Genomic DNA, 21,255 nt, shown 5'->3' on the forward strand with positions numbered 1-21,255 from the left:
AAAGAAAAAGCCCGCCGATTCAAGTCAGCGGGCGATTGGTTCGGTTCGACCTATCGCTTCGTGCTCGAACTAGCTGCGCCAGAAGTCGAGCCAGTGGTCTGACCCGGCGCATATCCGGAGGCACCCGGCGATCCCTTCTTCGCGCCCTTCGCCTGCATCTCATGTCCCGGCGAATAGCCGGAGGCGCCTGGGCTGCCCATTTTCGAACCCTTGCTTTGCATTTCATGACCAGGGGTCTTACTCGACACGCTGCTCTGTGCGAATACCCCAGTCGCAGACGCGGTAAGAGCGGCGGCCGACAGCACAACAATTGCAAGCTTCATTTGGCTTTCTCCTCCTTCTGCCCTGCCGAGCCAACGAGCAATAAGCCATTGCCGTTCCACCGGAGCCTCGTTCACGGACAACAGAAAAAGGGAAATCGGGAAATCTGAAGGAACGTTCAAAAAGCAACTCGGTACTCGCGATGCAGCAACGACAACTCCTCGCCCCAAAGGCCCCGAAGCCTCTCCAAGTGCTCTTGCATGTCCTTCATGGTTTTCCGCAGGCCGCTAAAGGGTAAGTCCCTAGCAGAGGACCCGAGGAGGTATCCCAACCTTTGACATAGGCGGAACCGCATTTAAGTCGATGTTGCAGCGCCCTAGGGTAGCCAAAGGCCCCTTGGGCCCGCTGTTCCACAAGCGCTTGCGACTGATAGCCAAAGGCGGCGGTCTCTGCGCGGTCTGCGAGGCCTGTCGCGCCGGGGACCTCGTTCGTGGGGGTTTTCGCAAGGAGGTTCGCCATGCGAGACCGCATCGATATCGACCACACGCACAGCCGTGCAATCGTCCGAGAAATCGGCGAAAGACTGCAAGCGTGCCTCGGCCAGGACGGAGAACTGCCGGACGGCCTCAGACGTCAGATCGATCAGCTTCGTGAATTGGATGGAGAGGCGCCTTCGACCGTTCCCGATCTCCCGGGCGACGAGAGCAGTAAGGCCGCGGCAGCGCGGACGTCACATTCTCCCGTGCAGACCACCCGATGGTGGTCACGCCGTTGACGGATGTGCGTCCGACGGCCGGCGCGAACCACGGCTGCTGCGGTGGTTTCCGTGAACGGGCCGCAAATCCCGGGGGCGCGCGTCTTCGTCCCGCCGGCTGAAGAGTGCCCGAGCTGCTCGATTGCGAAACAGCCTGTTTCGGACCATCATCCCCGTCCACGAGGTGGCGTGATGAGTGGTTCCTGTCGCGTGTTGATCGTCGAGGACGAGTATTTCCTTGCGGCCGATCTGGAAGAGGCGCTCCGGTCGGAAGGCGCGGAGATCGTCGGTCCGATCTGCGAATTCTCGCAAGCGCTGGCGCAGGTCGAGAAAGACGGCTTCGACGCGGCCGTGATCGACATCAACGTGCACGGCCAATCCGCATATCCGATCGCCGACAAGCTCATGCAGCAGCGCATTCCGTTCGTTTTCGCCACCGGCTACAGCCGAGAGGCTCTGCCTAGCCGCTTTTGGGAAGTGAAACGATTTGAAAAACCTTACGATGCGCCAGCCATCGCGAAACACATCATCCGATTGCATCGGCAACGGCAAAGCTCGCGCGACAAACGGGCAGGCAGATAGGATCCGAACAATAATCGCGAAGCGTTAGCTCTTATCGGACGGGCACTCCGGCCGGTGTCGCCGAAGCCGTTCGGCACTTTCGTGACCGCGCCAACCGCATCCTGTACAGTCGCCAACCGACTTTCGCGTGACGCTACGCGCCTTGCAGATCGCGCGAGCCGCGCGACTTCGCAACGAGTGCTCCGACATAGTCTTCGAGCGTGGTCTCTCCGCGTTCGAACGGCTCCGACATGGCGAAGCCGCTATCGACGCTGACCGCGGTCATTCGCGCATAGGACTCGGCCGCCGCGGCGGAGAAGCCCAGCTTCCTGTAGGCCGCGATCCATTGGTCGCGCGGTATGATCTCGACTCTCACCGGATTGCCGAGTTCGGCCGCGAAGGCGTCAGCGACATCCTGCGGCGAATACCGCTCGGGTCCTTCGACGTAATGGACATCCCGATCGCGGGTCGGCTCCAGCAGATGGCGCGCGGCCGCTTTGCCGAGATCGGCGGGCGCGACCATCGGGATCTTCATGCCCGCCGGCAGCATGCTCGGCAACACGCCGCCCTTCGCCGCATCGAGCAGTCCGTCCCAGTTGCTCATGTAGTAGGCGCCTCGCTGGATGGTCGCCGGTATCGGCTGCGCGGCAAGCGCCTGCTCGAAATCGTGGAGGACACTGAGATCGCCGCAGCGCTCGCCCGGCTGGGCGCCATAGGTGGATGCGGCCACGACCTTCTCGAGCCCGGATCCTTCAAGCGCCGCGACGATGCTCCGAACAGTTGCACGTTCCTCGCGATCGGTGTCGGTCGAGACGTCGGCGCTCGGGTTGAGCAGGAAAGCGCGCGTGCCGCTCCTGAACACCGCACGCAAGGAATCGCGGTCGCGTACGTCAACGACCGCAGTGTGTGCGCCGCGCTTGCGCCAGCCCGCAACGCTGTTGCTGCGGTGAAGCACGGCCGTAACCGGCCGACCTGCATCGAGCAACGTCGACGCTACGGCCGATCCGACACGCCCGTTTGCCCCGATCACGATGAACATCTCTGCTCTCCCGAGGGTTGAGTCGGATAAATGTTGCGCGTCTGCCATGGTTCCGTGGCCGAGGCTAATCGATAAGGGGATGACACCCGGCGCGTTGCCCCATTCCCCCGCAGAATCTACGCGATGAGTTCCGGTCGTGTGCGTGGCGCGGGGAGGCCGACGTCTGGAAGTCGCAAGTCGTCCCCAACAGCGTTCGCCGGGCAACTCTGCCGCGGACTCGCAAAATCTGCGCCGGTTGAAAGGGCCTGCCTGCGGCGACCCTATAACCGGAACCCGGCAGGCGGAACCGTAACTTTTTCCCTGGCTTCATGTGTTCACGACGGCGGCGCAGGACACGCGAGGCCTTGCCCATGCCCCTCATGCCGATGGAGATGTGCTTCTCACGGTCGCGATCATGACGTTGGCCTTCCTGGGGGAAGTCGCGGTTTTCGCTCTCCTCGGCATCTTCTGAAGAAGCCTATATCTCGGCACCGGCCCGACGCGCGCGCGGCGTTCGCCGTCGGCCCGGCCGGCCCCGGATTCCTACGGTCGCATCGATGCGTGATCGTTTACCGTCCGCGATTATATTTCGCCCCATGGACGTCGAGTACGACCCCGAGCGCGAGGCGTTTGCGGCAATGAAGCTCGCCGCCGAAGCCGGCGGAGCCGAACGGCAGAGATGGATCAACGCCGCACTGGCGTGGATCGAACTCACTCGCCTGCGGGTGCCGCTTGGTCGCGAGCCCATCGAGAGAGAAGAGGCCGTCTAGTCGACCCGGAGAGGCACTCGGGGCAGGTGTCTCCGATCGAGTCCAGCGCCTGCGCGATCGCCAGAAACGATCGAACAACGCCTGAAGGGAAGCCTCTTGGATTGGATGAAGGAATCCGCTCACCGTGGCCCTAGTGCAACTTGCCGCCGAGCTTCTTGATGATCTCACGCAGCTCGGCGGCGTACTGCTCGATTACCCGGCGCGCCTCGGTCAAGCGCGAGGGTCTGACATCCCTGTTATCGGTCTGTTGGTCGGAGTCGGGCATGCCTTACGGTCTGCCGTGCAATTTCGTTGCACTTGACGCAGATCATTTCGCAACGCCAACCGAGTAGACCTAGATCCCGAATTCTCTGCGGATCGTATCTCTGTGGTCGACATGAGAAGCCCGAAGCAGCCGAAACGTGGCGAGCAGGTCCAGGGCCAAGCCGGTCGGGCGGCCGGAACGTTCCAGCCCATCAATGATCTCGATCTGACGGGCGATATGCTTATCGCTGAGCGCAACGTGGCGCTCAGCTTGAGCAAGGTGTTCTCGGATCAGCCGCAGGTCCATGCATGGGACCATACGGCCAACGGATGTCGATCACTAGGTATTTGGTGAGGACTGAATTCCTTGAGTCCAGTAAGGCACGCGCGCCGAATTTTGTGAGAAAGGACTCGCTTCTTTCCTAGGAGGACGGCGCGGGATCTTCCTTCACGCCGCGGGCGACGATCCGCAGCGCCCCGTCTGGAAGCGGCCGCTGCAGCCTCAGCGCCTCGTCGGCCGGCGCGGTCATCCAGGTCTCGACCTCTTCGGGCGTCGTCAGGATCACGGGCATCGCCTTCGGATGGATGGCGAAGATTTCGGCGTTCGCCTCCGTCGTCAGGAACGCATAGAGGTCGTTGGTGGTCTCGCCTTCCTTGACCTTCCTTACCGAGGTCCAGTTGGCCCAGATGCCGGCAAAGCAGGCGAGGGGACGGCTCTCGTCGAGAGCGAACCAGATGTCGCCGCCTTCGGCCTTGTTGAACTCGCTGAACGAGTTGAACGGCACGACGCAGCGGTTCTCAAGTCCCAACCAGCGCGTCCAGTGCTTGCTCTTCACGTTGCGGATGTTTGTCGTGCCGCCGTCTGGCTCCATCCGGAGCAGCTGCTTGAAATCGACGGTCTTGCCCTTGGCCTGCAGCTTCTCGGCGCGTTTTTTGGTTGCCTGCAGGAGAGCTTGCTGGGACGACGGCATGCCCCAGCGTGCGGTCGCGAGCTCCCGGCCATTGGCGCCATTGCGTACGATAGGCGCCTTGTAGTCGGGAAAGACCCCGGGGATCGGCGCCAAGTTGCCGACGTAGCGGTTGACGACGCGGAACAGCGCGCTGATCGCGGCCTGATTGGTGGTGATCGAGTAGAGGTTACACATTCAGGCTTCCGAATCCGGATGGCGGGCTCGCTGCGACAGCTGTAGCAGCGTCGCCGGCGGTCGGCGACCTGCCTTGGCGCACTTGCTGCAGCGGAGGCGGCTCGCCAGGTCGTGGACGAACGTGGTCGGCGGGTGGCGCAACGACGTCAAATGGACGTCCCGGCGGGCCTTGCACCGCGAGCACTCGATCTCAAGCCAGGCGTATGCGCCGTCGATGGCCTGGTCGACGGTCGGCGACGGGCGATCGGGCCGCCATCGGTCCACATGCGCTCGTTCCATGACTCGCAGAGCAGCTTGTCGGCCTGGCGAAGGAGCGCCTCGCCCTTGGCGCGGGCATCGGCCGACTGGGCGGCGAGAATCGTAGTCATGGCGCGGGCGCGGCCGAGCTCCTTGGCGAGCGCCTTGCGGTCTCCGCCGGACAGTGGCGTCGGATGATGCTTTGGCGCCATCGTTGGCGCCTATCCCTAGTCTGGCCTGTCGATCGGCGCGGCTTTTGACCCCCCGACCGGCGCCCAACATTGCCCCCACCTGATATGCAGTAAACGCCTGGATCCATTTCGAATTGGAGCAGTGAGCCAGGGTCAATGTTGGAAGCCGAAAGGGGTCAATATTCGGAGCCGCGACACACCGAACGGGCATTTCTGCAGCGACTGTGCCGTACGCGAGCGGCGGTGTGCTCGTCGCTGGATACGGCTGAGCTCCGGGAATTCGAGCATCTCGGCCGCCGCGTCCACTTCGCCGCGGGCGCGACCGTGTTTTCCAAGGAGGACATCGCGAGTTCTACAACGTCCTCGAAGGCGTCATGCGGCTCTACAAGCTGCTGCCGGACGGCCGGCGGCAGATCGTGGGCTTTCCCTTGCCTGGCGATTTCCTGGGGATGAACATCTCCGGCCGCCACAATTTTTCAGCCGATGTCGGTGCGGTGACCGTGTGCCAGTTCGCGAAGACGCCCTTCGGCCGTTTCATCGAGGACCGGCCGTACCTGCTCAGGCGGATCAACGAGCTGGCGATTCGCGAGCTGAGCCAGGCCCGCGACCACATGGTCCTGCTCGGCCGCCGCTCTGCGGACGAGAAGGTCGCGACATTTCTGCTCGGCTGGCGCGAGCGGCTGTTCGCGCTCAAGGGGACATCCGGCACGATTCCCCTTTCGATGCGCCGCCAGGACATCGCAGACTATCTCGGCCTGACCATCGAAACCGTCAGCCGCACTTTCACCAGGCTGCAGCGCCACGGCGCGATCGAGATCATTCAGGGGGGATCGGCCTGCGCGACCCGGCGCGCGTCCAGGCTCTGGCCGCCGCCTGATTTCGCTTTCACGATGCTCTCAGATTTTTGATCCCGATCAATGACGCCGGCCGCCGGTGGCAAATAATGCCTCCGACAATCCCGGGAGAAGCATGATGCCGACTGACGCGCTGCTGATGACCATCGTCGTCATCGCGATCTTCGTCGCGTTCGCCGCAGCTCTGGCCTGGGCGGACCGGCAGACCAGTGCAGGCCGGCTCGCCCGGGAGTCCAGGCGCCAAAGCTCCTGAGATCATCGTCAGAGCGGATGGACCGACGTCCGATGCTCAACGGCCGGCTCTCGGCTGGCCGGTAGCGCCTCAACGCAACAGCGGCTTGCGCGGCTTGCAACTCTGCATCGATCCCAATGCATCGAGCATCCTTCGGATGCGGGCTTCCGGCATTTTTACGGCATTTGCCTCAAACCAAGCGCATGCTTTCCGGTTGAAAAGCCTGATAACGTTGACTACGCAGGAACCCCAGTGCCTCGCAGTCTTAGGAGCCCCGTGGCGTGCCTCAGGACAAGACCGGCGACCCCCGACAGTCGGCGGGCAACAAATTATCGGTCCTGCGCAAGCACCCGATCTTCGCGGATCTGGAGCCGGACGCGCTCGATCAGCTCTGCCGTTATGCCAAGCACACCACCGTGAAGCGCGGTGCGACCATCGCCGCCAAAGGCGATCCCGGCAACAATCTGTTCGCGGTGATCTCGGGGACAGTGAAGATTTCCTCTTCGTCGCCTGACGGACGGAACGCCATTCTCAATCTGATCGGTCCTGGAGAAATCTTTGGCGAGATCGCCGTTCTCGATGGTGCGCCGCGATCGGCCGACGCGACCGCCAACACCAATTGCGAGCTCTACATCATCGACCGCAGGGACTTCCTGCCGTTCGTGAAGAGCCAACCGGCGCTGGCGATGAAATTCATCGAGCTGCTCTGCGCGCGGCTGCGCTGGACCAGCCAGCAGGTCGAGCAGGTGATCCTGCAGAATCTTCCGGGCCGGCTTGCCAGCGCCCTGCTCGGTCTCACCGAGGAGCGCAAGCTCGATTCCGGCAGCGGCACGCTCGCCATCACGCAGCAGGAGATCAGCGAGATGGTCGGGATGACGCGCGAGAGCATCAACAAGCAATTGCGCGCCTGGGCCGGTCGCAACTGGGTCCGCCTCGAGCATGGCGCCATCGTCGTGCTCGACACCGACGCGCTGCGCGAGCTCGCTGAGAGCGGCCTCGACGGCGAATGACAACCTCGACCTAATTGTCGATAATGGCGACCGCGCGGGTCCAGCCTGCCGAGGCGCGCTCGATCTTCACCGGGAAGCACGAAACGGTGAATCCGGTCGACGGCAATTGATCGAGATTGTGCAGCTTCTCGAGATGGCAGTAACCGATGTGCCGTCCCGCCTTGTGGCCCTCCCAGATCAGGCCGGCATCTTTTGTTTCAGCATATTTTTTCGCGGTGTAGACGAACGGCGCGTCCCAACTCCAGCCGTCGGTCCCGGTCAGGCGCACCCCGCGTTCGAGCAGGTACATGGTCGCTTCGTAGCCCATGCCGCAGCCGGAATTGACGTAGTCGGCCTGGCCAAACCTGGCGCCGGCGCTGGTGTTGACGACGACGATCTCCAGCGGTGACAGCGTGTGGCCGATCCGCTTCAGTTCGGTCTCGACGTCGGCAGCGGTCGCCACATAGCCGTCAGGCAGGTGCCGGAAGTCCAGCTTCACGCCGGGCTGAAAGCACCATTCCAGCGGCACCTCGTCGATGGTCCACGACCGCTCGCCGCGGTTCATGGTCGGATGGAAGTGCCAGGGCGCATCGAGATGCGTGCCGTTATGGGTGGACAAGGAAACCTGCTCGACGGCCCAGCCCTGTCCGTCAGGCAAATCCTGGGCCTTCAAACCGTCGAAAAATTGCAGCATGCGGGGCAAGCCCTGCTGGTGATCGATATACTGGATCGTCGGGTGATTGCCCGGCGGGTCGGCCGTCACGTCGTTCCCGAGTGCCACCGAAATATCGATCAGCTTCCGCGGCATGGGCATGTCCTCGAAATGCTCCGTTCTGCTGCGCAGCATCTTGAGCGGGCTCTTGCTGCGGCGTCAAGTAACGAGAGCGGTGCGGACGCTTCGGAGAAACGGTGACCCCCCGCCGACCGGCCCCCGGGAGCACCGCGACCGATCGATGCAACTCCAGCATTGATCGATGCCGGATTTGGCTTGGACAGAGAATGCCGCCCGCCCTAGGGACGACAATGGCGCTTGACTTCGCACCTGAAGTGGAGCGACCCAAAGCGGCCCGCAACCTGCCCGACAACGACATAATCACCCCAGGAGGAAAGCCCAGATGAAGACACTGACCGGTATCATCGCAGCCGCCGTGCTGGCGATCTCAGCGCCGCTGGCGACCGCACGCGATTTCCGTTCCGCCGACATCCACCCCGCCGACTATCCGACTGTCGAGGCCGTCAAGTTCATGGGCAAGCAGCTCGCGACGGCGAGCGGCGGCAAGCTCGGCGTGAAGGTGTTTCCCAACGGCGCCCTGGGCTCCGAGAAGGACACCATCGAGCAGCTGAAGATCGGCGCGCTCGATATGATGCGGATCAACGCATCGCCGCTCAACAATTTCGTGCCTGAGACCATTGCGCTGTGCCTGCCCTTCGTCTTCCGCGACACGCAGCACATGCGCACCGTGCTCGACGGGCCGATCGGCGACGAGATCCTGGCGGCCATGGAGCCCGCGGGCCTCGTCGGTCTTGCCTATTACGACAGCGGCGCCCGCTCCATCTACACTGTGAAGGCGCCGGTCAAGTCCCTCGCCGACGTGAAGGGCCTGAAGATCCGCGTGCAGCAATCCGACCTCTGGGTCGGCATGATCCAGAGCCTCGGCGCCAACCCCACGCCAATGCCATATGGCGAGGTCTACACCGCGCTCAAGACCGGCCTCGTGGACGCAGCCGAGAACAACTGGCCCTCTTATGAGTCCTCGCGCCATTTCGAGGCAGCCAAGTTCTACAATGTCACCGAGCACTCGCTGGCGCCCGAAGTTCTCGTGATGTCCAAGAAGGTCTGGGATACGCTGAGCAAGGAGGATCAGGCGATGATCCGCAAGGCGGCCAAGGAGTCGGTGCCGGTCATGCGCAAGCTCTGGGACGACCGTGAGCAGGCCTCCCGCAAGACCGTCGAAGCGGCCGGCGTCCAGGTCGTGACGATCGCCAACAAGCAGGAGTTCGTCGACGCGATGAAGCCGGTCTACGACAAGTTCGCCGGCGACGAGAAGCTGAAGGGCCTCGTCAAGCGCATCCAGGACACGAAGTAAGGCCAGGGCATCGGGTCCGGTGCTGCCTGCGAGGTGACACCGCACCCTCGCGAGCAGACGCGCGAAGGAGACGCGGGAATGACAGACCCACACGTCGCAAGCCACGAGCAGGAGGTCGCCGGACGTCCATCGACCGGGCTGCTGTCGCGGATCAATGCTCCCGTCGCTCGCCTGGGCATGTATCTGTCGGTGACCGGGCTGCTCGTCATCGTCACCATCGTGTTCTACCAAGTGTTCGGGCGTTACGTGCTCAATTCCAGCCCGACCTGGACCGAAAACCTCGCGCTGGTTCTGATCCTCTACGTCACGCTGATCGGCGCCGCCGTCGGCGTGCGCGATGCCGGACACATCGGCATGGACAGTCTGCTGGTCATGCTTCCCGATCATCTGCGCGAGAAGATCGAGATCGTGATCCACGTTCTCGTGGCCGTGTTCGGCATTGCGATGGCCTATAACGGCTGGATCCTCGGTGCGTCGGTCGGAACCGTCAAGATTCCCAATCTCGGACTGCCCGAGGTGATCCGTTACGTGCCGCTGATCGCCTCCGGCATCCTGATCGTGTCGTTTTCCATCGAGCACATCATTGCTCTCCTGCGCGGCGAAGAGGTCGTCCCCTCATGGAACTGATCATCCTCGGCGCCAGTTTCTTCGGCTTCCTGATCCTCGGCGTTCCCGTCGCTTTCGCGATCGGCCTTTCGGCGATTTGCACCATCCTCTACGAAGGTCTGCCGGTCGCCGTCATCTTCCAGCAGATGATGTCGGGGATGAACATCTTCTCGTTCCTCGCCATCCCGTTCTTCGTCTTTAGCGGTGAATTGATGCTGCATGGCGGCGTCGCCGACAAGATCGTGAAGCTCGCCAAGAATCTGGTCGGGCATATCCGCGGCGGGCTCGGCATGTCGAACGTGGTCGCCTGCACGCTGTTCGGCGGTGTCTCCGGCTCGCCCGTGGCCGACGTGTCGGCCATGGGCGCGGTGATGATCCCCATGATGAAAAAGGAAGGGTTCGACACCGACTACGCCGTCAACGTCACCACCCATGCCTCGCTGGTCGGCGCCCTGATGCCGACCAGCCACAACATGATCATCTATGCGCTGGCCGCCGGCGGCAAGGTCTCGATCGGCGCGCTGATCGCCGCGGGTCTCCTGCCAGCCCTCGTGCTGATGGTCTGCATGCTGGTCGCTGCCTACGCGGTCGCGGTGAAGCGCGGTTATCCCGCAGGCAAGTTCCCGGGCTGGGCCGAGGTGTTCCGATCGCTCGCCGCCGCGCTGCCCGGCCTTCTGATCGTCGGCATCATCCTGGCGGGCATCCTCTCAGGCGTCTTCACCGCCACGGAATCCGCAGCGGTCGCGGTCACGTACACGATCCTGCTGACGTTCTTGATCTATCGCACCATGACCCTGCAGAACTTCCTGCGGGCGGCGGCCAAGGCGGTGAAGACGACGGGCGTGGTGTTGCTGCTGATCGGCGTCTCCACCATGTTCCAGTACCTGATGGGTCTCTATGAGGTGGCCGACTTCGCCGGCGACCTGATGAGCAAGGTCTCGACGCAGCCCTGGATGATCTTCCTGCTCATCAACGTCATCCTGTTCGTGCTCGGCACCTTCATGGACATGGCGGCGACCATCCTGATCTGCACGCCCATCTTCCTGCCGATAGCGATGAAGGCGGGCATGGATCCGGTGCAGTTCGGCATGCTGATGCTGATCAACTGCGCGCTCGGACTGAATACCCCGCCGGTCGGAACGACCCAGTTCGTCGGCTGCGCCATCGGCGGCATCTCGGTCGGCGCGGTGATGCGCACCATCCTGCCGTTCTACGCCGCGCTGATCGCAGCGCTGATGTTCGTCACCTACGTTCCCGCCTTCTCGCTGTGGCTGCCGCGCCTCTTGATGGGATACAAGGGATAGTAGCCGTGCGTGCGCCGGCACTTGGCCGGCGCATCGCGCTTGCGTAGCTTGCGCCACAGCAACAGGGAGAATCTGTCCGTGACCGACTATCGCAAGCTCTTCGATCTCACCGGCAAGACGGCCGTGGTGCTCGGCGCCGCCTCAGGGATCGGCAAATCGTCGGCCGAGGCGCTGGCCGGATTAGGGGCCCGCGTCATCTGCGCCGATCGTGCGCTTGACGCGGCGGAAGCGGCCGCCGCCGGCATTCGCGACAAGGGCGGCTGGGCGGAAGCTGCCAGCTGCGATGCCGCCAGCGCTGCGGACGTCAACGCGCTCGCAAAAACCGTGATGGAGAAATTCCCGCGGCTCGATATCGCCGTGACGACGCCCGGGCTCAACATCCGCAAGACGATCCTCGACTACACCGAGGACGATCTCGACCGCGTCCTCAACCTCAACGTCAAGGGCACGGTCTGGTTCTTTCAGGCCTTCGGCCGCATCATGGTCGCGCAGAAGGGGGGCAGCATCATCGCCTGCTCCTCGGTCCGCGCGGTGACCATCGAGCCGGGCCTCGGCGTCTACGGCTCCACCAAGGCGGCGATCGGCCTCTTGGTGAAGGGTTTTGCCTCCGAAGTCGGCCATGCCGGCGTGCGCGTCAACGCGATCGCGCCGAGCATCGCCGAGACCGCCCTGACCGGTCCGTTCAAGCAGCGGCCCGACATCTACAATCTCTATGCCGGCCACACCGTATTCAACCGCTGGAGCAGCGCCGACGAGGTCGCGACCGCCGTGGCCTATCTCGCTTCGGATGCCGCAAGCTATGTCAGCGGCAGTACGCTGTTCGTCGATGGCGGCTGGACCGCGGTGGATGGTCCACCGACCGGCCTCACCCAGCTGCACAAATAGAGGGAGCGTCTTAAAGCGGAATGGCTTTGGGTTGAATCGATTGCCGCAGGCTCGGTCACCTCTCCCGTTTGCGGGAGAGGTCGTCTCGCGTCGAAAATGCGATACGGGTGAGGGTTTTCTCGTCTTGGGCTGCCGAGAGACCCTCTCCCGACCCCCTCCTGCAGGCGGGAGAGGGAGCCTGCCGCCGCCACCACAGCTATCGAGCCTCATTTCATCCGTTTTAGCCGGTAAAGCCCACGCGCTGGCGTAGCTCCTTGTGATCTGCGCCAGTCAGCAGCGCGACCAGCGCGGCTGCTCCGTTTGGATGCGATGCCCTTGCGGTCACGCTCGCCGTGTACATGGTCACGAGCTCGCAGCCGGGAGGCAGCGAGCCAGATAGCGCGATGCCTTCGGTGGCGATGATCTCGGTGGACTGCGTGCAACCGATCGGCCTTTGCGCGGTGGAGCTTGCAAGCTCCCGCATCGCGGTCGCGCCGTTGGGAAATATCTTGAGGCGCGAAGCGACCTCATAGGCGATGCCGAGCTGATCCAGCACTTTTGCGACGTGCTGTCCCGCCGTGGACGCCTTGATATCAGGGACGTAGATCGCATCCGCGGAACGCAGCAGCTCGCGCAATTCGGCTTCGGTCTTCGCCGCAACTTTCGGGTCGCGGCTGCGGACTGCGAGTGCGGTCTCGACCCGGCCGACATCCGCGATCGAGGAGGGGATGACGAGTTTCTCCTCGGCAAGCTTTGCGAGGAGGGCCTGCGTCAGGATCACGAGATCGGCTGGTGTTCCCGCGCGCAGCTTGTCAGCCATGATACCGACCGCGCCGAACTCACCGTCGATACGGAGGCCGGTCATTGTCTTGAAAGCGTCGGCGAGACCGCGCACCAGGCCTTGCGCCGCGCCGCCGCTCAAAATGGTCAAGGTCGTCACGATGCAAGCTCCATGGCTGCGATGATCCGGTCGCGCGTGATCGGCAGATCGCGCACGCGCACGCCGAGGCAATCGAACACCGCATTCGCGATCGCCGCAGTTACCGGGCCATGCGCGGCCTCGCCGGCGCCGACCGGCTCGATCTCCGGCCGCTGAATGATCTCGACGTCGACGGCCGGCACCTCGCTGAAGGTCAGGATCGGATAGTCCGTCCATGAGGTCGAAGTGATGCGGGTCCGGTCGAAGCGAACGCGCTCCTTTAGCACCCAGCTCGTCGCCTGGATCGCGCCGCCCTCGATCTGGTTGATCACGCCGTCCGGATTGATGGCCTCGCCGACATCGACCGCGAGCGTCAACCGTTTGACGCGGATGTCGTCGTCGCCTTCGATCTCGGCAATCGCGGCGCAATAGGCGCCTGTGTTCTTGTAGCGGGCAAAGCCGATGCCGTGGCCGACACTGGGCTGTTTCCGCGGCTTCCACTGCGCGCGTCGCGCCGCGGCGCGGATGACGTCCTTCGCCCGCTCATCTCGTAGGTGCCGCAGGCGGAACGCGATCGGGTCCTCTCCCCGCAAGGTCGCGATCTCGTCGAGCAGGGATTCGATGGCGAACACATTGCCTTGTCCGCCCAGCGTCCGCAGCGCCGAGGTGCGAATCGGCATGCTCAAGAGCCGGTGGCTCGTGATCGTCCAGGCCGGAAGGTCGTAGAGCGGAACGGAGTTGCGATCGCCACCGCCGCCATTGGCTGTCGGCGGATTGGTCGAGATCATGCGCGGGTAGGGACTTGCGATCTCGGTAGCGGCGAGCAGCGCAGGCTGCGTCGCGCGCCCCGGCCGCGCGGCGTGGCCGTTGCTCCAGATCGCATGGCGCCAGCCGACGATCTCGTTATCCGCGTCGAGGTCGGCTTCGATCTCGATCGCCATCGCCGCGCCAAACGGCGCGTGGGACATTTCGTCGTGGCGCGACCACTGCACCCGGACCGGACGGCCGCCGCCGGCCTTGGCGAGGAGCACGGCATCGAGCGCGACGTCGTCGGCCGCGTTGTGGCCGTAACAGCCCGCGCCCTCCATGTGCTCGACCACGATGTTGTCGGCGGGCAGCTTGAGCACGATCGCGAGATCGGCGCGCAGCAGATAGACACCCTGGCTGTGGGTCCAGACGTGGATACGATCGCCATCCCATCGCGCCATCGCGCAGGACGGTGCGATCGAGGCATGAGCGATGTAGGGGCGGGTGTATTGCCGCCGAAGCGTGTGCGCAGCTTTCGCTGTCCTCGCCGCTGCTCTGGTGTCGATGACGGTCGTCTCGACCGGCTGGCTCTTCAGGAAGCCCGCGAGATCATCTTCGTCGGGCAGCGCCTCGCCGGCCGACCATGTCGCGCCCTTGCGCAAGGCCGTCAGGGCCGCTTCGGCCGCTGCTTCGCTGTCGGCAACCACGCCTGCAAATCCTCCGTCACGGGCGATGGTGATGAGGCCGGGGACAATGCGTGCGGCCGCTTCGTCGAGCGCGGTCAATTTGGCGCCCGAGACGTCCGGCCGCAGCACGCGTCCGTGCAGCAAGCCGGGCAATGCCCGGTCGTGAATGAAGCGCGGCTGGGCAAACACCTTGTCGGGAACGTCCAGGCGCTGGATGGAATGTCCGGCGACAGCGCGCTTGGTCGCGATCTTCGCTGTCGCACCTGGTGTGGCGTCGTGGTCGAGCGAGACGTCGCCGGCCAGCTCCCAATAGCTGGTCCTGATATTGCCGGGACCCGAGATCGTGCCGTCGTCGACATTGAGCAACGCCGCATCGACACCGAGACGTTCCGATGCAGCAGAAAGGAAGCGCTGGCGAACCTCGGCGCAGGCGTGGCGCAGCGCGCGGCCGGATTGCTGGATCGAGAGGCTGCCCGAAGTGACGCCCTCATTCGGGCTCGTCGCCGTCGAGGTGCGGATCATGTCGATGCGCCAGATCTCGACATCCAGCTCATCTGCCGCGATCTGCGCCAGCGCGGTGACGATGCCCTGGCCGATCTCGACCTTGCCGGGCGAGATCGCCACGCGGCCCTCATCGGTGAACCGCACCCAGGACGACAGCCTTGGATTGGATGCCAGGCTGACCGGCAGCTTTGGGGCAGGGGACGTCATGGCGCGGCCATCTCCGAAGCTGCCCGCAGCACCGCGCGCACCATGCGGTTATGCGATCCGCACCGGCACAGATTGCGATCCAGCGCCGCTCTGACCTCGGCCTCCGTCGGCGACGGATTGCGCTTGAGCAGCGCCGCCGCGCTGATCAGGATTCCCGAAACGCAATAGCCGCATTGCATCGCCTGCTCGGAAATGAAGGAACGCTGCAGTGGATGGGGTTGCTCCACTGTCCCGAGGCCTTCCACCGTGACGACGTCCTTGTTCGCGACGGACCCTATCGGCATGTCGCACGAGGTCATCGCGCTGCCGTCGACCATGACGTGACAGGCGCCGCACTCACCGGCTCCACAGCCAAAATGCGCACCGGTGATGCCGAGCCGGCTGCGCAGCACATCGAGCAGCATCTGGTCCGGATCGGCATCCACGGCGATCGCTGCGCCATTGAGTCGGAATTGAACCGTGGGCATGAGCGGTACCGCCTCAGGACTTGTCGAATTTCTTGACAACGTCGGCCCATTTCTCGATGTCGCCGCGCAGGAATTTTTCGAATTCCTGCGGTGTCATTGACATGGGTACGGCGCCCTGCTCGGTCCAGAGCTTTACGATGTCCGGCCGCTTCACCGTTGCGTTGACGGCAGCGTTGAGCTTGTCGACGACAGGCTTTGGCGTGCCGGCCGGCGCCATCAGTCCGAGCCAGATCGTCGCCTCATAGCCGGCGAGGCCGGATTCGACGGCGGTCGGCACGTTCGGCAGCACCGCGGAGCGCTGCTTGCCGGTGGTCGCGAGCGCGCGGACTTGGTTCTCGGCAATGTTCGGCGCCATCGCCGGCACCGCGTCGATCATCATCTGCACCTGCCCGCCGATCACGCCGCTGCGCGCCTCGCCGCTGTTGCGATAGGGGACGTGGACGACGTCGATGCCGGCCATGGCTTTGAACAGCTCGCCGGCCATGTGATAGGGCGTGCCCTGGCCTGAGGAGGCGTAGTTCAGCTTGCCCGGCTGCGCCTTGGCGAGCGCGATGAACTCGGCCAGCGTCTTCACCGGGACTTGTGGGTTCACCACGATGACGAGGTCGGAATAGTTCACCGGCGCGATCGGCGCGAGATCGCGCATCAGCTCGTATTTGCGCTGCGCTTGTGTCAGCAGCGATTCATTCGCTGTCTGGGTGTTTGACATCATCAGCAGCGTGTAGCCGTCGGCGGGCGACTTCGCCGCCTCGACCGTGCCGATGACGCCGCCGGCGCCGGTGCGGTTCTCGATCACGAAGGGCTGGCCGAAGCTCTCCTGGAATACGTTGCCGATCAGCCGCGCCGCGACGTCGGCCGGCCCGCCGGCGCCGAAGGGCACGACGATCCGGACCGCGTGATTGGGATAATCTTGCGCCAATGAGGCGGCTGCGGCGAATGCGCCGAGCAGGCCGGCGGCCAGCGCCAGCATGGATTGTCGGGCCGTCACGCCCACCTCCCTGATACGGTCTTTGTTGGCCGGCACTCTAGCGGCAGGGGAGGCGGGCTGTCGACGCCTCACAAAGCCGATAGTATTAGGGAATATCGGGCGGTTTTCGTTGTCGCCCCTCCCCATTTCGCAGGCGCGATAGGAACCGACAGCGCGCGCGGTTTGAGCAAATCGCATGGGCAATGCCGGCAAAATGCGCTCGGCGGGCCGGAATTTTGATGTTACGAACTGGAACATGAACCAGCACGCCAAGATCGAAATCCGCCATTCGACCTGCCCGCATGATTGCCCGTCGGCCTGCGCGCTCGACATCGAGGTGGTCGAAGGCCGCAGCATCGGCCGCGTACGCGGTTCGAAGAAGCAGACCTACACGGCCGGCGTCGTCTGCGCCAAGGTCGCCCGCTATGCCGAACGCATCCATCACCCCGAAAGGCTGATGTATCCGATGCGCCGCACGGGTGCGAAAGGCTCGGGCCAGTTTGCGCGGATCTCCTGGGACGAGGCGCTCGACCAGATCGCGGAGCGCTTCAATCAGGCCGAACGAGAGTTCGGCGCGGAATCGATCTGGCCCTATTACTACGCCGGCACGATGGGCATTGTGATGCGCGACGGCCTCAACCGCCTGACGCATGTGAAAAAATATTCGCGCTTCTATCAGACCATCTGCGCCAATGTCGCACGCATCGGCTATGCGATCGGTACCGGCAAGATCGCTGGCGTCGACCCGCGCGAGATGGCGCTGTCCGATCTCGTCGTGATCTGGGGCACCAATCCCGTCAACACCCAAGTCAACGTGATGACGCACGCCGCGCGTGCCCGCAAGGAGCGCGGCGCCAGAATCGCGGCGGTCGACATCTACGACAACGAGACCATGAAGCAGGCTGACATCAAGATCATCCTGCGGCCCGGCACCGACGGCGCGTTCGCCTGCGGCGTGATGCATGTCCTGTTCCGCGACGGCTATGCTGACCGCACCTACATGGACAAATACACCGATTGCCCCGCCGAGCTCGAGGCGCACCTGAAGACGCGCACGCCGGAATGGGCGTCTGCGATTTGTGGCGTGCCGGTGGCGGAGATCGAGGCCTTTGCCAAGGCGGTCGGCGAGACGAAACGGACTTTCATCCGCCTCGGCTACGGCTTCACGCGTTCGCGCAACGGCGCGACACAGATGCATGCGGCGACCTGCATTCCCGCGGTGACGGGTGCCTGGCAATACGAAGGCGGCGGTGCCTTCTTCAACAATTATGCACTGTGGCACTTCAACGAATCCATCATCGAAGGCCACGACGCGATCGATCAAAGCGTCCGCGCGCTCGACCAGTCCAAGATCGGCCGCATCCTCACCGGCGATGCCGAGGCCTTGCGCGGCAAGGGCCCGGTCAAGGCGATGCTGATCCAGAACACCAACCCGATGACGGTGGCGCCGGAACAGGCGCTGGTCCGTCAGGGCTTTGCGCGCGAGGATCTGTTCGTCGCGGTCCACGAGCAGTTCATGACCGAGACGGCGCAGATGGCCGACATCGTGCTGCCGGCGACCATGTTCATGGAGCATGACGATCTCTATTACGGCGGCGGCCATCAGCACATCTCGGTCGGGCCGAAGCTGATCGACCCGCCCGGCGAATGCCGTTCCAACCATGAGGTGTTGCAGGCGCTGGCATCGCGCCTTGGTGCGAAGCACCGCGGTTTCGAGATGTCGCCGCGCGAATTGATCGATGCGACGCTTAAGCTCAGCAACCACGGCGACATCGCCGGTCTCGAAGCCGACATCTGGCGCGATCTGCAGCCGGATTTCCGCACCTCGCATTTTCTCGACGGCTTCGCTCATCCCGACAAGAAATTCCATTTCAGGGCGGACTGGGCGCATCCGCCGTTCGGCCAGACCATGGGCGATATCGATAACATGCCCGATCTGCCGGACCATTGGGCGGTGATCGAGCAGGCCGACCAGGCTCATCCGTTCCGGCTCGCGACCAGCCCGTCGCGCAGCTTTCTCAACACCACCTTCAACGAGACGCCGTCCTCGCAGGCCCGCGAGGGTAGGGCGAGCGTGATGATCCATCCGCTGGATGCAGCCTCCCTCGACATCGCCGATGGTGATGCGGTGACGCTCGGCAATGCACGCGGCGAGACCACGCTGATCGCAACGCTGTTCGACGGCGTGCAGCGCGGCGTGCTGATCGCGGAGTCCGTTCATCCCAACAAGAACCATATCGGCGGCCGCGGTATCAACATGCTGACTGGTGCCGAGGCCGTTGCGCCGATCGGCGGCGCCGCGTTCCACGACAACAAGGTCTGGATCAGGAAAGCCGCCGCGGCCTGAGCGCGCGGCTCCGTCGTGAGCAATTGTGTCGAGGCGCTAAAGCGACGCCGCGCTGCAGATTGCCCTTGCACCTGCCGCCCGCCCTGCCGCAAATGGCTGCAAAAAGGGACAGCAAGGAAGCGACGCCATGACCGACACCACAGCCGTCATCACCGAGAAGCGCGGGCAGGCGTTCTGGATCACCATCAACCGGCCGGACAAGCGCAACGCGCTGAACGGCGAGGTCATTGCCGGCATCAGCAAGGGTTATCGCGACGCTCATGAGGACAAGGACGTCCGCGTCATCGTGCTGACCGGTGCGGGCGACAAGGCGTTCTGCGCCGGCGCCGACTTGCAGAACTCCGGCGCGGCGTTCGCGATGGATCATTCCAGGCCGAATGTCGACTATGCCGATCTGCTGCGCCTGTCGCAGAACGCGACGAAACCTGCGATCGCGCGCGTCGGTGGCGTCTGCATGGCCGGCGGCATGGGCCTCCTGTGCATGACCGACATGGCGGTTGCGGCCGATCACGTGATCTTCGGCCTGCCGGAGGTGAAGGTCGGCGTGTTTCCGATGCAGGTGCTGAGCCTGTTGCAGGAGATGGCACCGCGACGCCTCGTCAACGAATGGGCGCTCACCGGCGAGCCGTTCGACGCCAAAGCCGCGCAGGCTGCGGGCCTGCTCAACTATGCCGTGCCGGCCGCCGAGCTCGATGCCAAGATCGACTGGCTGATTGGCCGCATCGTCGACAAGTCGCCGACCGCGATCCGCCGCGGCAAATACGCCATGCGCGCCATCGCCGCGATGTCGTTCGACGAGAGCATCGCCTACACCGAAAGCCAGATCGCGCTGCTCGCAATGACCGAGGACGCCAAGGAGGGGCTGAAGGCGTTCGGCGAAAAGCGCAAGCCGGTCTGGACCGGGCGGTAGGCACGATGTCGGAACAAGCTCAGAGAGGCAGCCGGCCAAACGACGTCTATCTCGTTCGGGGCACGAGCTGATCGTCTAAGTAGACTGTTCCAGAGCGCTGCAATCGGCGCTTTTTGGTAGCCGCAATTAGCTGCTTCCGCGTGCGCTTGGCATAAGTTGGCAATTGGTATTTTGAGCGATGACGGCCGGCGGTGCGCAGTTCAGCATCCGTGAGATCGCTGTCCGCGCCTTCCGTGAAGCCGCCATGGCGGAATGATGTGAATGAAAGTTCGTCGCGAAGCCCGGCTACGGCGATGATCTTCTTTACGACAAATCGGAGGTAGCGCAGGTCTTTGCGTTGGGTGATCCACGGGACTGGCACGCTTGATCGTCTATGAGGATGGTCGCGGCGGAAAACCAATCCGGAACTATCCCTTGCTTTGATAGCGTCCAGTTCTGTCATTAGCTCGGGAAAAAGCGCCATGCCACTTTCGTCAAAGAGAGGCCACCATGCTTCCTCCCCATTTTTCGGATGTATAATCCTTACGCTATCTGATCGTTCCTCGGGGCGGTAGTGCGCAAGTTCGAAAATGCCGAAGACATGCTCTTCGCGCTGCAGCCATTCCCAGCTCAACAAAGCGGCTGTAGCGATGGAGTAAAACCCGAGTTTCTTGGCGCTGCGCCTGAACGCGACAAGCTCGTCCCAGGTTGCAGTGGGCGTCTCGCGCTTCGCTTGACCAGGGGCTCGAGACCTTAGCCCCATCCGAGAGAACGGGTTTATTTCGGGTACCTCTTTTTCGTGAGTGCGCTGGCCAACAAACCAAGCGCGCCTGCAAGCCGTCATGGCAGCATTTGCGAAGCGCCGGCGTTCGTATTTGACGGTGTTGCCGTCCGCTTCCTTGCGTTCTACGACCAGCAACTTCGCATAGATGGCATCGACAAATCCTCTGGTAAAGGCTGTGATCCGTTTCGAGCCCGCCCGACTGCCGTCCTTTAGCTCGTGATTAGCAAATAGCGCTAAGCCCTGGTCGTAAAGTCGCTGCGTTTTGTGATCGACTTCTCTCCACTTCTGGTGCGTCTTGAAGACCCATACGAGCCAATCGAATGTGCCAGGTGCAGGCGTAGTAGGAGACAGGTCGGTTAGCCCCCCAGAACGCCAGCTGTCAAAAGCGGGTAACAAGACTTTCTTGACCCGGTCTACAGCCGCGTCACAATCTTCGCCGAGTGCCTCAGGTTCGATGGTACAGCCTTGTCTGCGTGCCCAGGTGGGCGGTTCGAAAAAATAGGCCCAACCGCCATGCTTCAATGCCTTCCGCCGACAGTAACGAGGAAGTCCAGGTGTAGTGTTGGACAAATTCATACGAGCGAGGTCAGGTCTTGTCGGTCTAGCTTATTGGGGTTTGTAA

Annotated in this window: 21 protein-coding genes and 2 pseudogenes; 12 read left to right on the top strand and 11 right to left on the bottom strand. The window is 63.5% G+C overall.

Annotation, left to right across the window (positions count from 1 at the left end):
• The first annotated feature begins 778 nt into the window (after window positions 1-778).
• Together ACVWY3_RS02750 and ACVWY3_RS02755 are read left to right on the top strand one after the other, a co-directional pair.
• A complete protein-coding gene (locus tag ACVWY3_RS02750) occupies window positions 779-1,036 on the top strand; it encodes a hypothetical protein (protein WP_456837080.1) in 258 nt (85 codons plus the stop codon).
• 189 nt (window positions 1,037-1,225) lie between these two features.
• Window positions 1,226-1,597, top strand: coding sequence for a response regulator (locus ACVWY3_RS02755; RefSeq protein ID WP_456837081.1), 372 nt, complete (start codon window positions 1,226-1,228; stop codon window positions 1,595-1,597).
• Between the two features lie 133 nt (window positions 1,598-1,730).
• On the opposite strand, the gene ACVWY3_RS02760 is transcribed toward ACVWY3_RS02755, so the two are convergent.
• Window positions 1,731-2,615 carry an NmrA family NAD(P)-binding protein gene (locus ACVWY3_RS02760; RefSeq protein ID WP_456837082.1) on the bottom strand — a complete coding sequence of 295 codons (885 nt, stop codon included), beginning with the start codon at window positions 2,613-2,615 and terminating at the stop codon, window positions 1,731-1,733.
• A gap of 575 nt (window positions 2,616-3,190) precedes the next feature.
• Between ACVWY3_RS02760 and ACVWY3_RS02765 the strand changes: the two genes are divergently transcribed.
• Window positions 3,191-3,364: a hypothetical protein gene (locus ACVWY3_RS02765; RefSeq protein WP_456837083.1), complete on the top strand. Its 174-nt coding sequence runs from the start codon at window positions 3,191-3,193 to the stop codon at window positions 3,362-3,364.
• Window positions 3,365-3,494: 130 nt separating this feature from the next.
• Here the strand turns inward: ACVWY3_RS02765 and ACVWY3_RS02770 are convergent, their stop codons facing one another.
• From ACVWY3_RS02770 to ACVWY3_RS02785, 4 genes and pseudogenes are all read right to left on the bottom strand, one after another.
• A complete protein-coding gene (locus tag ACVWY3_RS02770) occupies window positions 3,495-3,629 on the bottom strand; it encodes a hypothetical protein (protein WP_456837084.1) in 135 nt (44 codons plus the stop codon).
• 69 nt (window positions 3,630-3,698) lie between these two features.
• Window positions 3,699-3,914, bottom strand: a complete 216-nt coding sequence (locus tag ACVWY3_RS02775; RefSeq protein WP_456837085.1) for a hypothetical protein — start codon at window positions 3,912-3,914, stop codon at window positions 3,699-3,701.
• Between the two features lie 115 nt (window positions 3,915-4,029).
• Window positions 4,030-4,752 (bottom strand): SOS response-associated peptidase, encoded by a 723-nt coding sequence (locus ACVWY3_RS02780; protein WP_456837086.1) that lies wholly within the window; start codon window positions 4,750-4,752, stop codon window positions 4,030-4,032.
• Window positions 4,753-5,201: pseudogene (locus tag ACVWY3_RS02785) on the bottom strand (hypothetical protein).
• Between the two features lie 160 nt (window positions 5,202-5,361).
• Here ACVWY3_RS02785 and ACVWY3_RS02790 point away from each other — a divergent pair.
• The 3 genes and pseudogenes from ACVWY3_RS02790 to ACVWY3_RS02800 all read left to right on the top strand — a co-directional run bounded on the left by ACVWY3_RS02790 (window position 5,362) and on the right by ACVWY3_RS02800 (window position 7,276).
• Window positions 5,362-6,057: pseudogene (locus ACVWY3_RS02790) on the top strand (helix-turn-helix domain-containing protein).
• Between the two features lie 92 nt (window positions 6,058-6,149).
• On the top strand, window positions 6,150-6,287 hold the full coding sequence (locus tag ACVWY3_RS02795) for a hypothetical protein (protein ID WP_456837087.1): 138 nt from the start codon (window positions 6,150-6,152) through the stop codon (window positions 6,285-6,287).
• Between the two features lie 260 nt (window positions 6,288-6,547).
• A complete protein-coding gene (locus tag ACVWY3_RS02800; RefSeq protein ID WP_456837088.1) occupies window positions 6,548-7,276 on the top strand; it encodes a Crp/Fnr family transcriptional regulator in 729 nt (242 codons plus the stop codon).
• A 10-nt stretch (window positions 7,277-7,286) separates the two neighbouring features.
• On the opposite strand, the gene ACVWY3_RS02805 is transcribed toward ACVWY3_RS02800, so the two are convergent.
• Window positions 7,287-8,063 (bottom strand): cyclase family protein, encoded by a 777-nt coding sequence (locus tag ACVWY3_RS02805; RefSeq protein WP_456837089.1) that lies wholly within the window; start codon window positions 8,061-8,063, stop codon window positions 7,287-7,289.
• A gap of 307 nt (window positions 8,064-8,370) precedes the next feature.
• Here ACVWY3_RS02805 and ACVWY3_RS02810 point away from each other — a divergent pair, with 307 nt between their 5' ends.
• The 4 genes from ACVWY3_RS02810 to ACVWY3_RS02825 all read left to right on the top strand — a co-directional run bounded on the left by ACVWY3_RS02810 (window position 8,371) and on the right by ACVWY3_RS02825 (window position 12,137).
• Window positions 8,371-9,342 (top strand): TRAP transporter substrate-binding protein, encoded by a 972-nt coding sequence (locus ACVWY3_RS02810; protein WP_456837090.1) that lies wholly within the window; start codon window positions 8,371-8,373, stop codon window positions 9,340-9,342.
• A 78-nt stretch (window positions 9,343-9,420) separates the two neighbouring features.
• Complete coding sequence (locus ACVWY3_RS02815; RefSeq protein ID WP_027562513.1) at window positions 9,421-9,969, top strand: TRAP transporter small permease; 549 nt, start codon at window positions 9,421-9,423, stop codon at window positions 9,967-9,969.
• Window positions 9,960-11,252: a TRAP transporter large permease gene (locus ACVWY3_RS02820; RefSeq protein WP_456837091.1), complete on the top strand. Its 1,293-nt coding sequence runs from the start codon at window positions 9,960-9,962 to the stop codon at window positions 11,250-11,252. Before ACVWY3_RS02815 ends, ACVWY3_RS02820 begins: the two co-directional genes overlap by 10 nt.
• Before the next feature lie 78 nt (window positions 11,253-11,330).
• A complete protein-coding gene (locus tag ACVWY3_RS02825) occupies window positions 11,331-12,137 on the top strand; it encodes an SDR family NAD(P)-dependent oxidoreductase (RefSeq protein WP_456837092.1) in 807 nt (268 codons plus the stop codon).
• Between the two features lie 220 nt (window positions 12,138-12,357).
• Here the strand turns inward: ACVWY3_RS02825 and ACVWY3_RS02830 are convergent, their stop codons facing one another.
• From ACVWY3_RS02830 to ACVWY3_RS02845, 4 genes are read right to left on the bottom strand one after another with little or no spacing between them, the layout of a single operon-like run.
• On the bottom strand, window positions 12,358-13,056 hold the full coding sequence (locus ACVWY3_RS02830) for a molybdate ABC transporter substrate-binding protein (RefSeq protein ID WP_456837093.1): 699 nt from the start codon (window positions 13,054-13,056) through the stop codon (window positions 12,358-12,360).
• Window positions 13,053-15,179 carry a molybdopterin cofactor-binding domain-containing protein gene (locus ACVWY3_RS02835; protein WP_456837094.1) on the bottom strand — a complete coding sequence of 709 codons (2,127 nt, stop codon included), beginning with the start codon at window positions 15,177-15,179 and terminating at the stop codon, window positions 13,053-13,055. The genes ACVWY3_RS02830 and ACVWY3_RS02835 overlap by 4 nt, the downstream gene beginning before the upstream one ends.
• On the bottom strand, window positions 15,176-15,646 hold the full coding sequence (locus ACVWY3_RS02840; protein ID WP_456837095.1) for a (2Fe-2S)-binding protein: 471 nt from the start codon (window positions 15,644-15,646) through the stop codon (window positions 15,176-15,178). The genes ACVWY3_RS02835 and ACVWY3_RS02840 overlap by 4 nt, the downstream gene beginning before the upstream one ends.
• 13 nt (window positions 15,647-15,659) lie before the next feature.
• Window positions 15,660-16,616, bottom strand: coding sequence for a tripartite tricarboxylate transporter substrate binding protein (locus ACVWY3_RS02845; RefSeq protein WP_456843272.1), 957 nt, complete (start codon window positions 16,614-16,616; stop codon window positions 15,660-15,662).
• A gap of 253 nt (window positions 16,617-16,869) precedes the next feature.
• Between ACVWY3_RS02845 and ACVWY3_RS02850 the strand changes: the two genes are divergently transcribed.
• A complete protein-coding gene (locus tag ACVWY3_RS02850; RefSeq protein ID WP_456837096.1) occupies window positions 16,870-18,960 on the top strand; it encodes a molybdopterin oxidoreductase family protein in 2,091 nt (696 codons plus the stop codon).
• A 127-nt stretch (window positions 18,961-19,087) separates the two neighbouring features.
• Complete coding sequence (locus tag ACVWY3_RS02855) at window positions 19,088-19,870, top strand: enoyl-CoA hydratase/isomerase family protein (protein ID WP_456837097.1); 783 nt, start codon at window positions 19,088-19,090, stop codon at window positions 19,868-19,870.
• A gap of 46 nt (window positions 19,871-19,916) precedes the next feature.
• Here the strand turns inward: ACVWY3_RS02855 and ACVWY3_RS02860 are convergent, their stop codons facing one another.
• Window positions 19,917-21,155 carry a hypothetical protein gene (locus tag ACVWY3_RS02860; RefSeq protein ID WP_456837098.1) on the bottom strand — a complete coding sequence of 413 codons (1,239 nt, stop codon included), beginning with the start codon at window positions 21,153-21,155 and terminating at the stop codon, window positions 19,917-19,919.
• Window positions 21,156-21,255: the final 100 nt, after the last annotated feature.

It is taken from the genome of Bradyrhizobium sp. USDA 4486 (genome assembly GCF_054057995.1).

What these genes read in the sequence shown, in the direction of transcription:
- ACVWY3_RS02840 (WP_456837095.1), bottom strand. Translation starts at nt 15,646, where the DNA reads ATGCCCACGGTTCAATTCCGACTCAATGGCGCAGCGATCGCCGTGGAT.
- ACVWY3_RS02770 (WP_456837084.1), bottom strand. Translation starts at nt 3,629, where the DNA reads ATGCCCGACTCCGACCAACAGACCGATAACAGGGATGTCAGACCCTCG.
- ACVWY3_RS02765 (WP_456837083.1), top strand. Translation starts at nt 3,191, where the DNA reads ATGGACGTCGAGTACGACCCCGAGCGCGAGGCGTTTGCGGCAATGAAG.
- ACVWY3_RS02810 (WP_456837090.1), top strand. Translation starts at nt 8,371, where the DNA reads ATGAAGACACTGACCGGTATCATCGCAGCCGCCGTGCTGGCGATCTCA.
- ACVWY3_RS02780 (WP_456837086.1), bottom strand. Translation starts at nt 4,752, where the DNA reads ATGTGTAACCTCTACTCGATCACCACCAATCAGGCCGCGATCAGCGCG.
- ACVWY3_RS02775 (WP_456837085.1), bottom strand. Translation starts at nt 3,914, where the DNA reads ATGGACCTGCGGCTGATCCGAGAACACCTTGCTCAAGCTGAGCGCCAC.
- ACVWY3_RS02795 (WP_456837087.1), top strand. Translation starts at nt 6,150, where the DNA reads ATGATGCCGACTGACGCGCTGCTGATGACCATCGTCGTCATCGCGATC.
- ACVWY3_RS02815 (WP_027562513.1), top strand. Translation starts at nt 9,421, where the DNA reads ATGACAGACCCACACGTCGCAAGCCACGAGCAGGAGGTCGCCGGACGT.
- ACVWY3_RS02835 (WP_456837094.1), bottom strand. Translation starts at nt 15,179, where the DNA reads ATGACGTCCCCTGCCCCAAAGCTGCCGGTCAGCCTGGCATCCAATCCA.
- ACVWY3_RS02750 (WP_456837080.1), top strand. Translation starts at nt 779, where the DNA reads ATGCGAGACCGCATCGATATCGACCACACGCACAGCCGTGCAATCGTC.
- ACVWY3_RS02820 (WP_456837091.1), top strand. Translation starts at nt 9,960, where the DNA reads ATGGAACTGATCATCCTCGGCGCCAGTTTCTTCGGCTTCCTGATCCTC.
- ACVWY3_RS02850 (WP_456837096.1), top strand. Translation starts at nt 16,870, where the DNA reads ATGAACCAGCACGCCAAGATCGAAATCCGCCATTCGACCTGCCCGCAT.
- ACVWY3_RS02805 (WP_456837089.1), bottom strand. Translation starts at nt 8,063, where the DNA reads ATGCCGCGGAAGCTGATCGATATTTCGGTGGCACTCGGGAACGACGTG.
- ACVWY3_RS02760 (WP_456837082.1), bottom strand. Translation starts at nt 2,615, where the DNA reads ATGTTCATCGTGATCGGGGCAAACGGGCGTGTCGGATCGGCCGTAGCG.
- ACVWY3_RS02855 (WP_456837097.1), top strand. Translation starts at nt 19,088, where the DNA reads ATGACCGACACCACAGCCGTCATCACCGAGAAGCGCGGGCAGGCGTTC.
- ACVWY3_RS02845 (WP_456843272.1), bottom strand. Translation starts at nt 16,616, where the DNA reads ATGCTGGCGCTGGCCGCCGGCCTGCTCGGCGCATTCGCCGCAGCCGCC.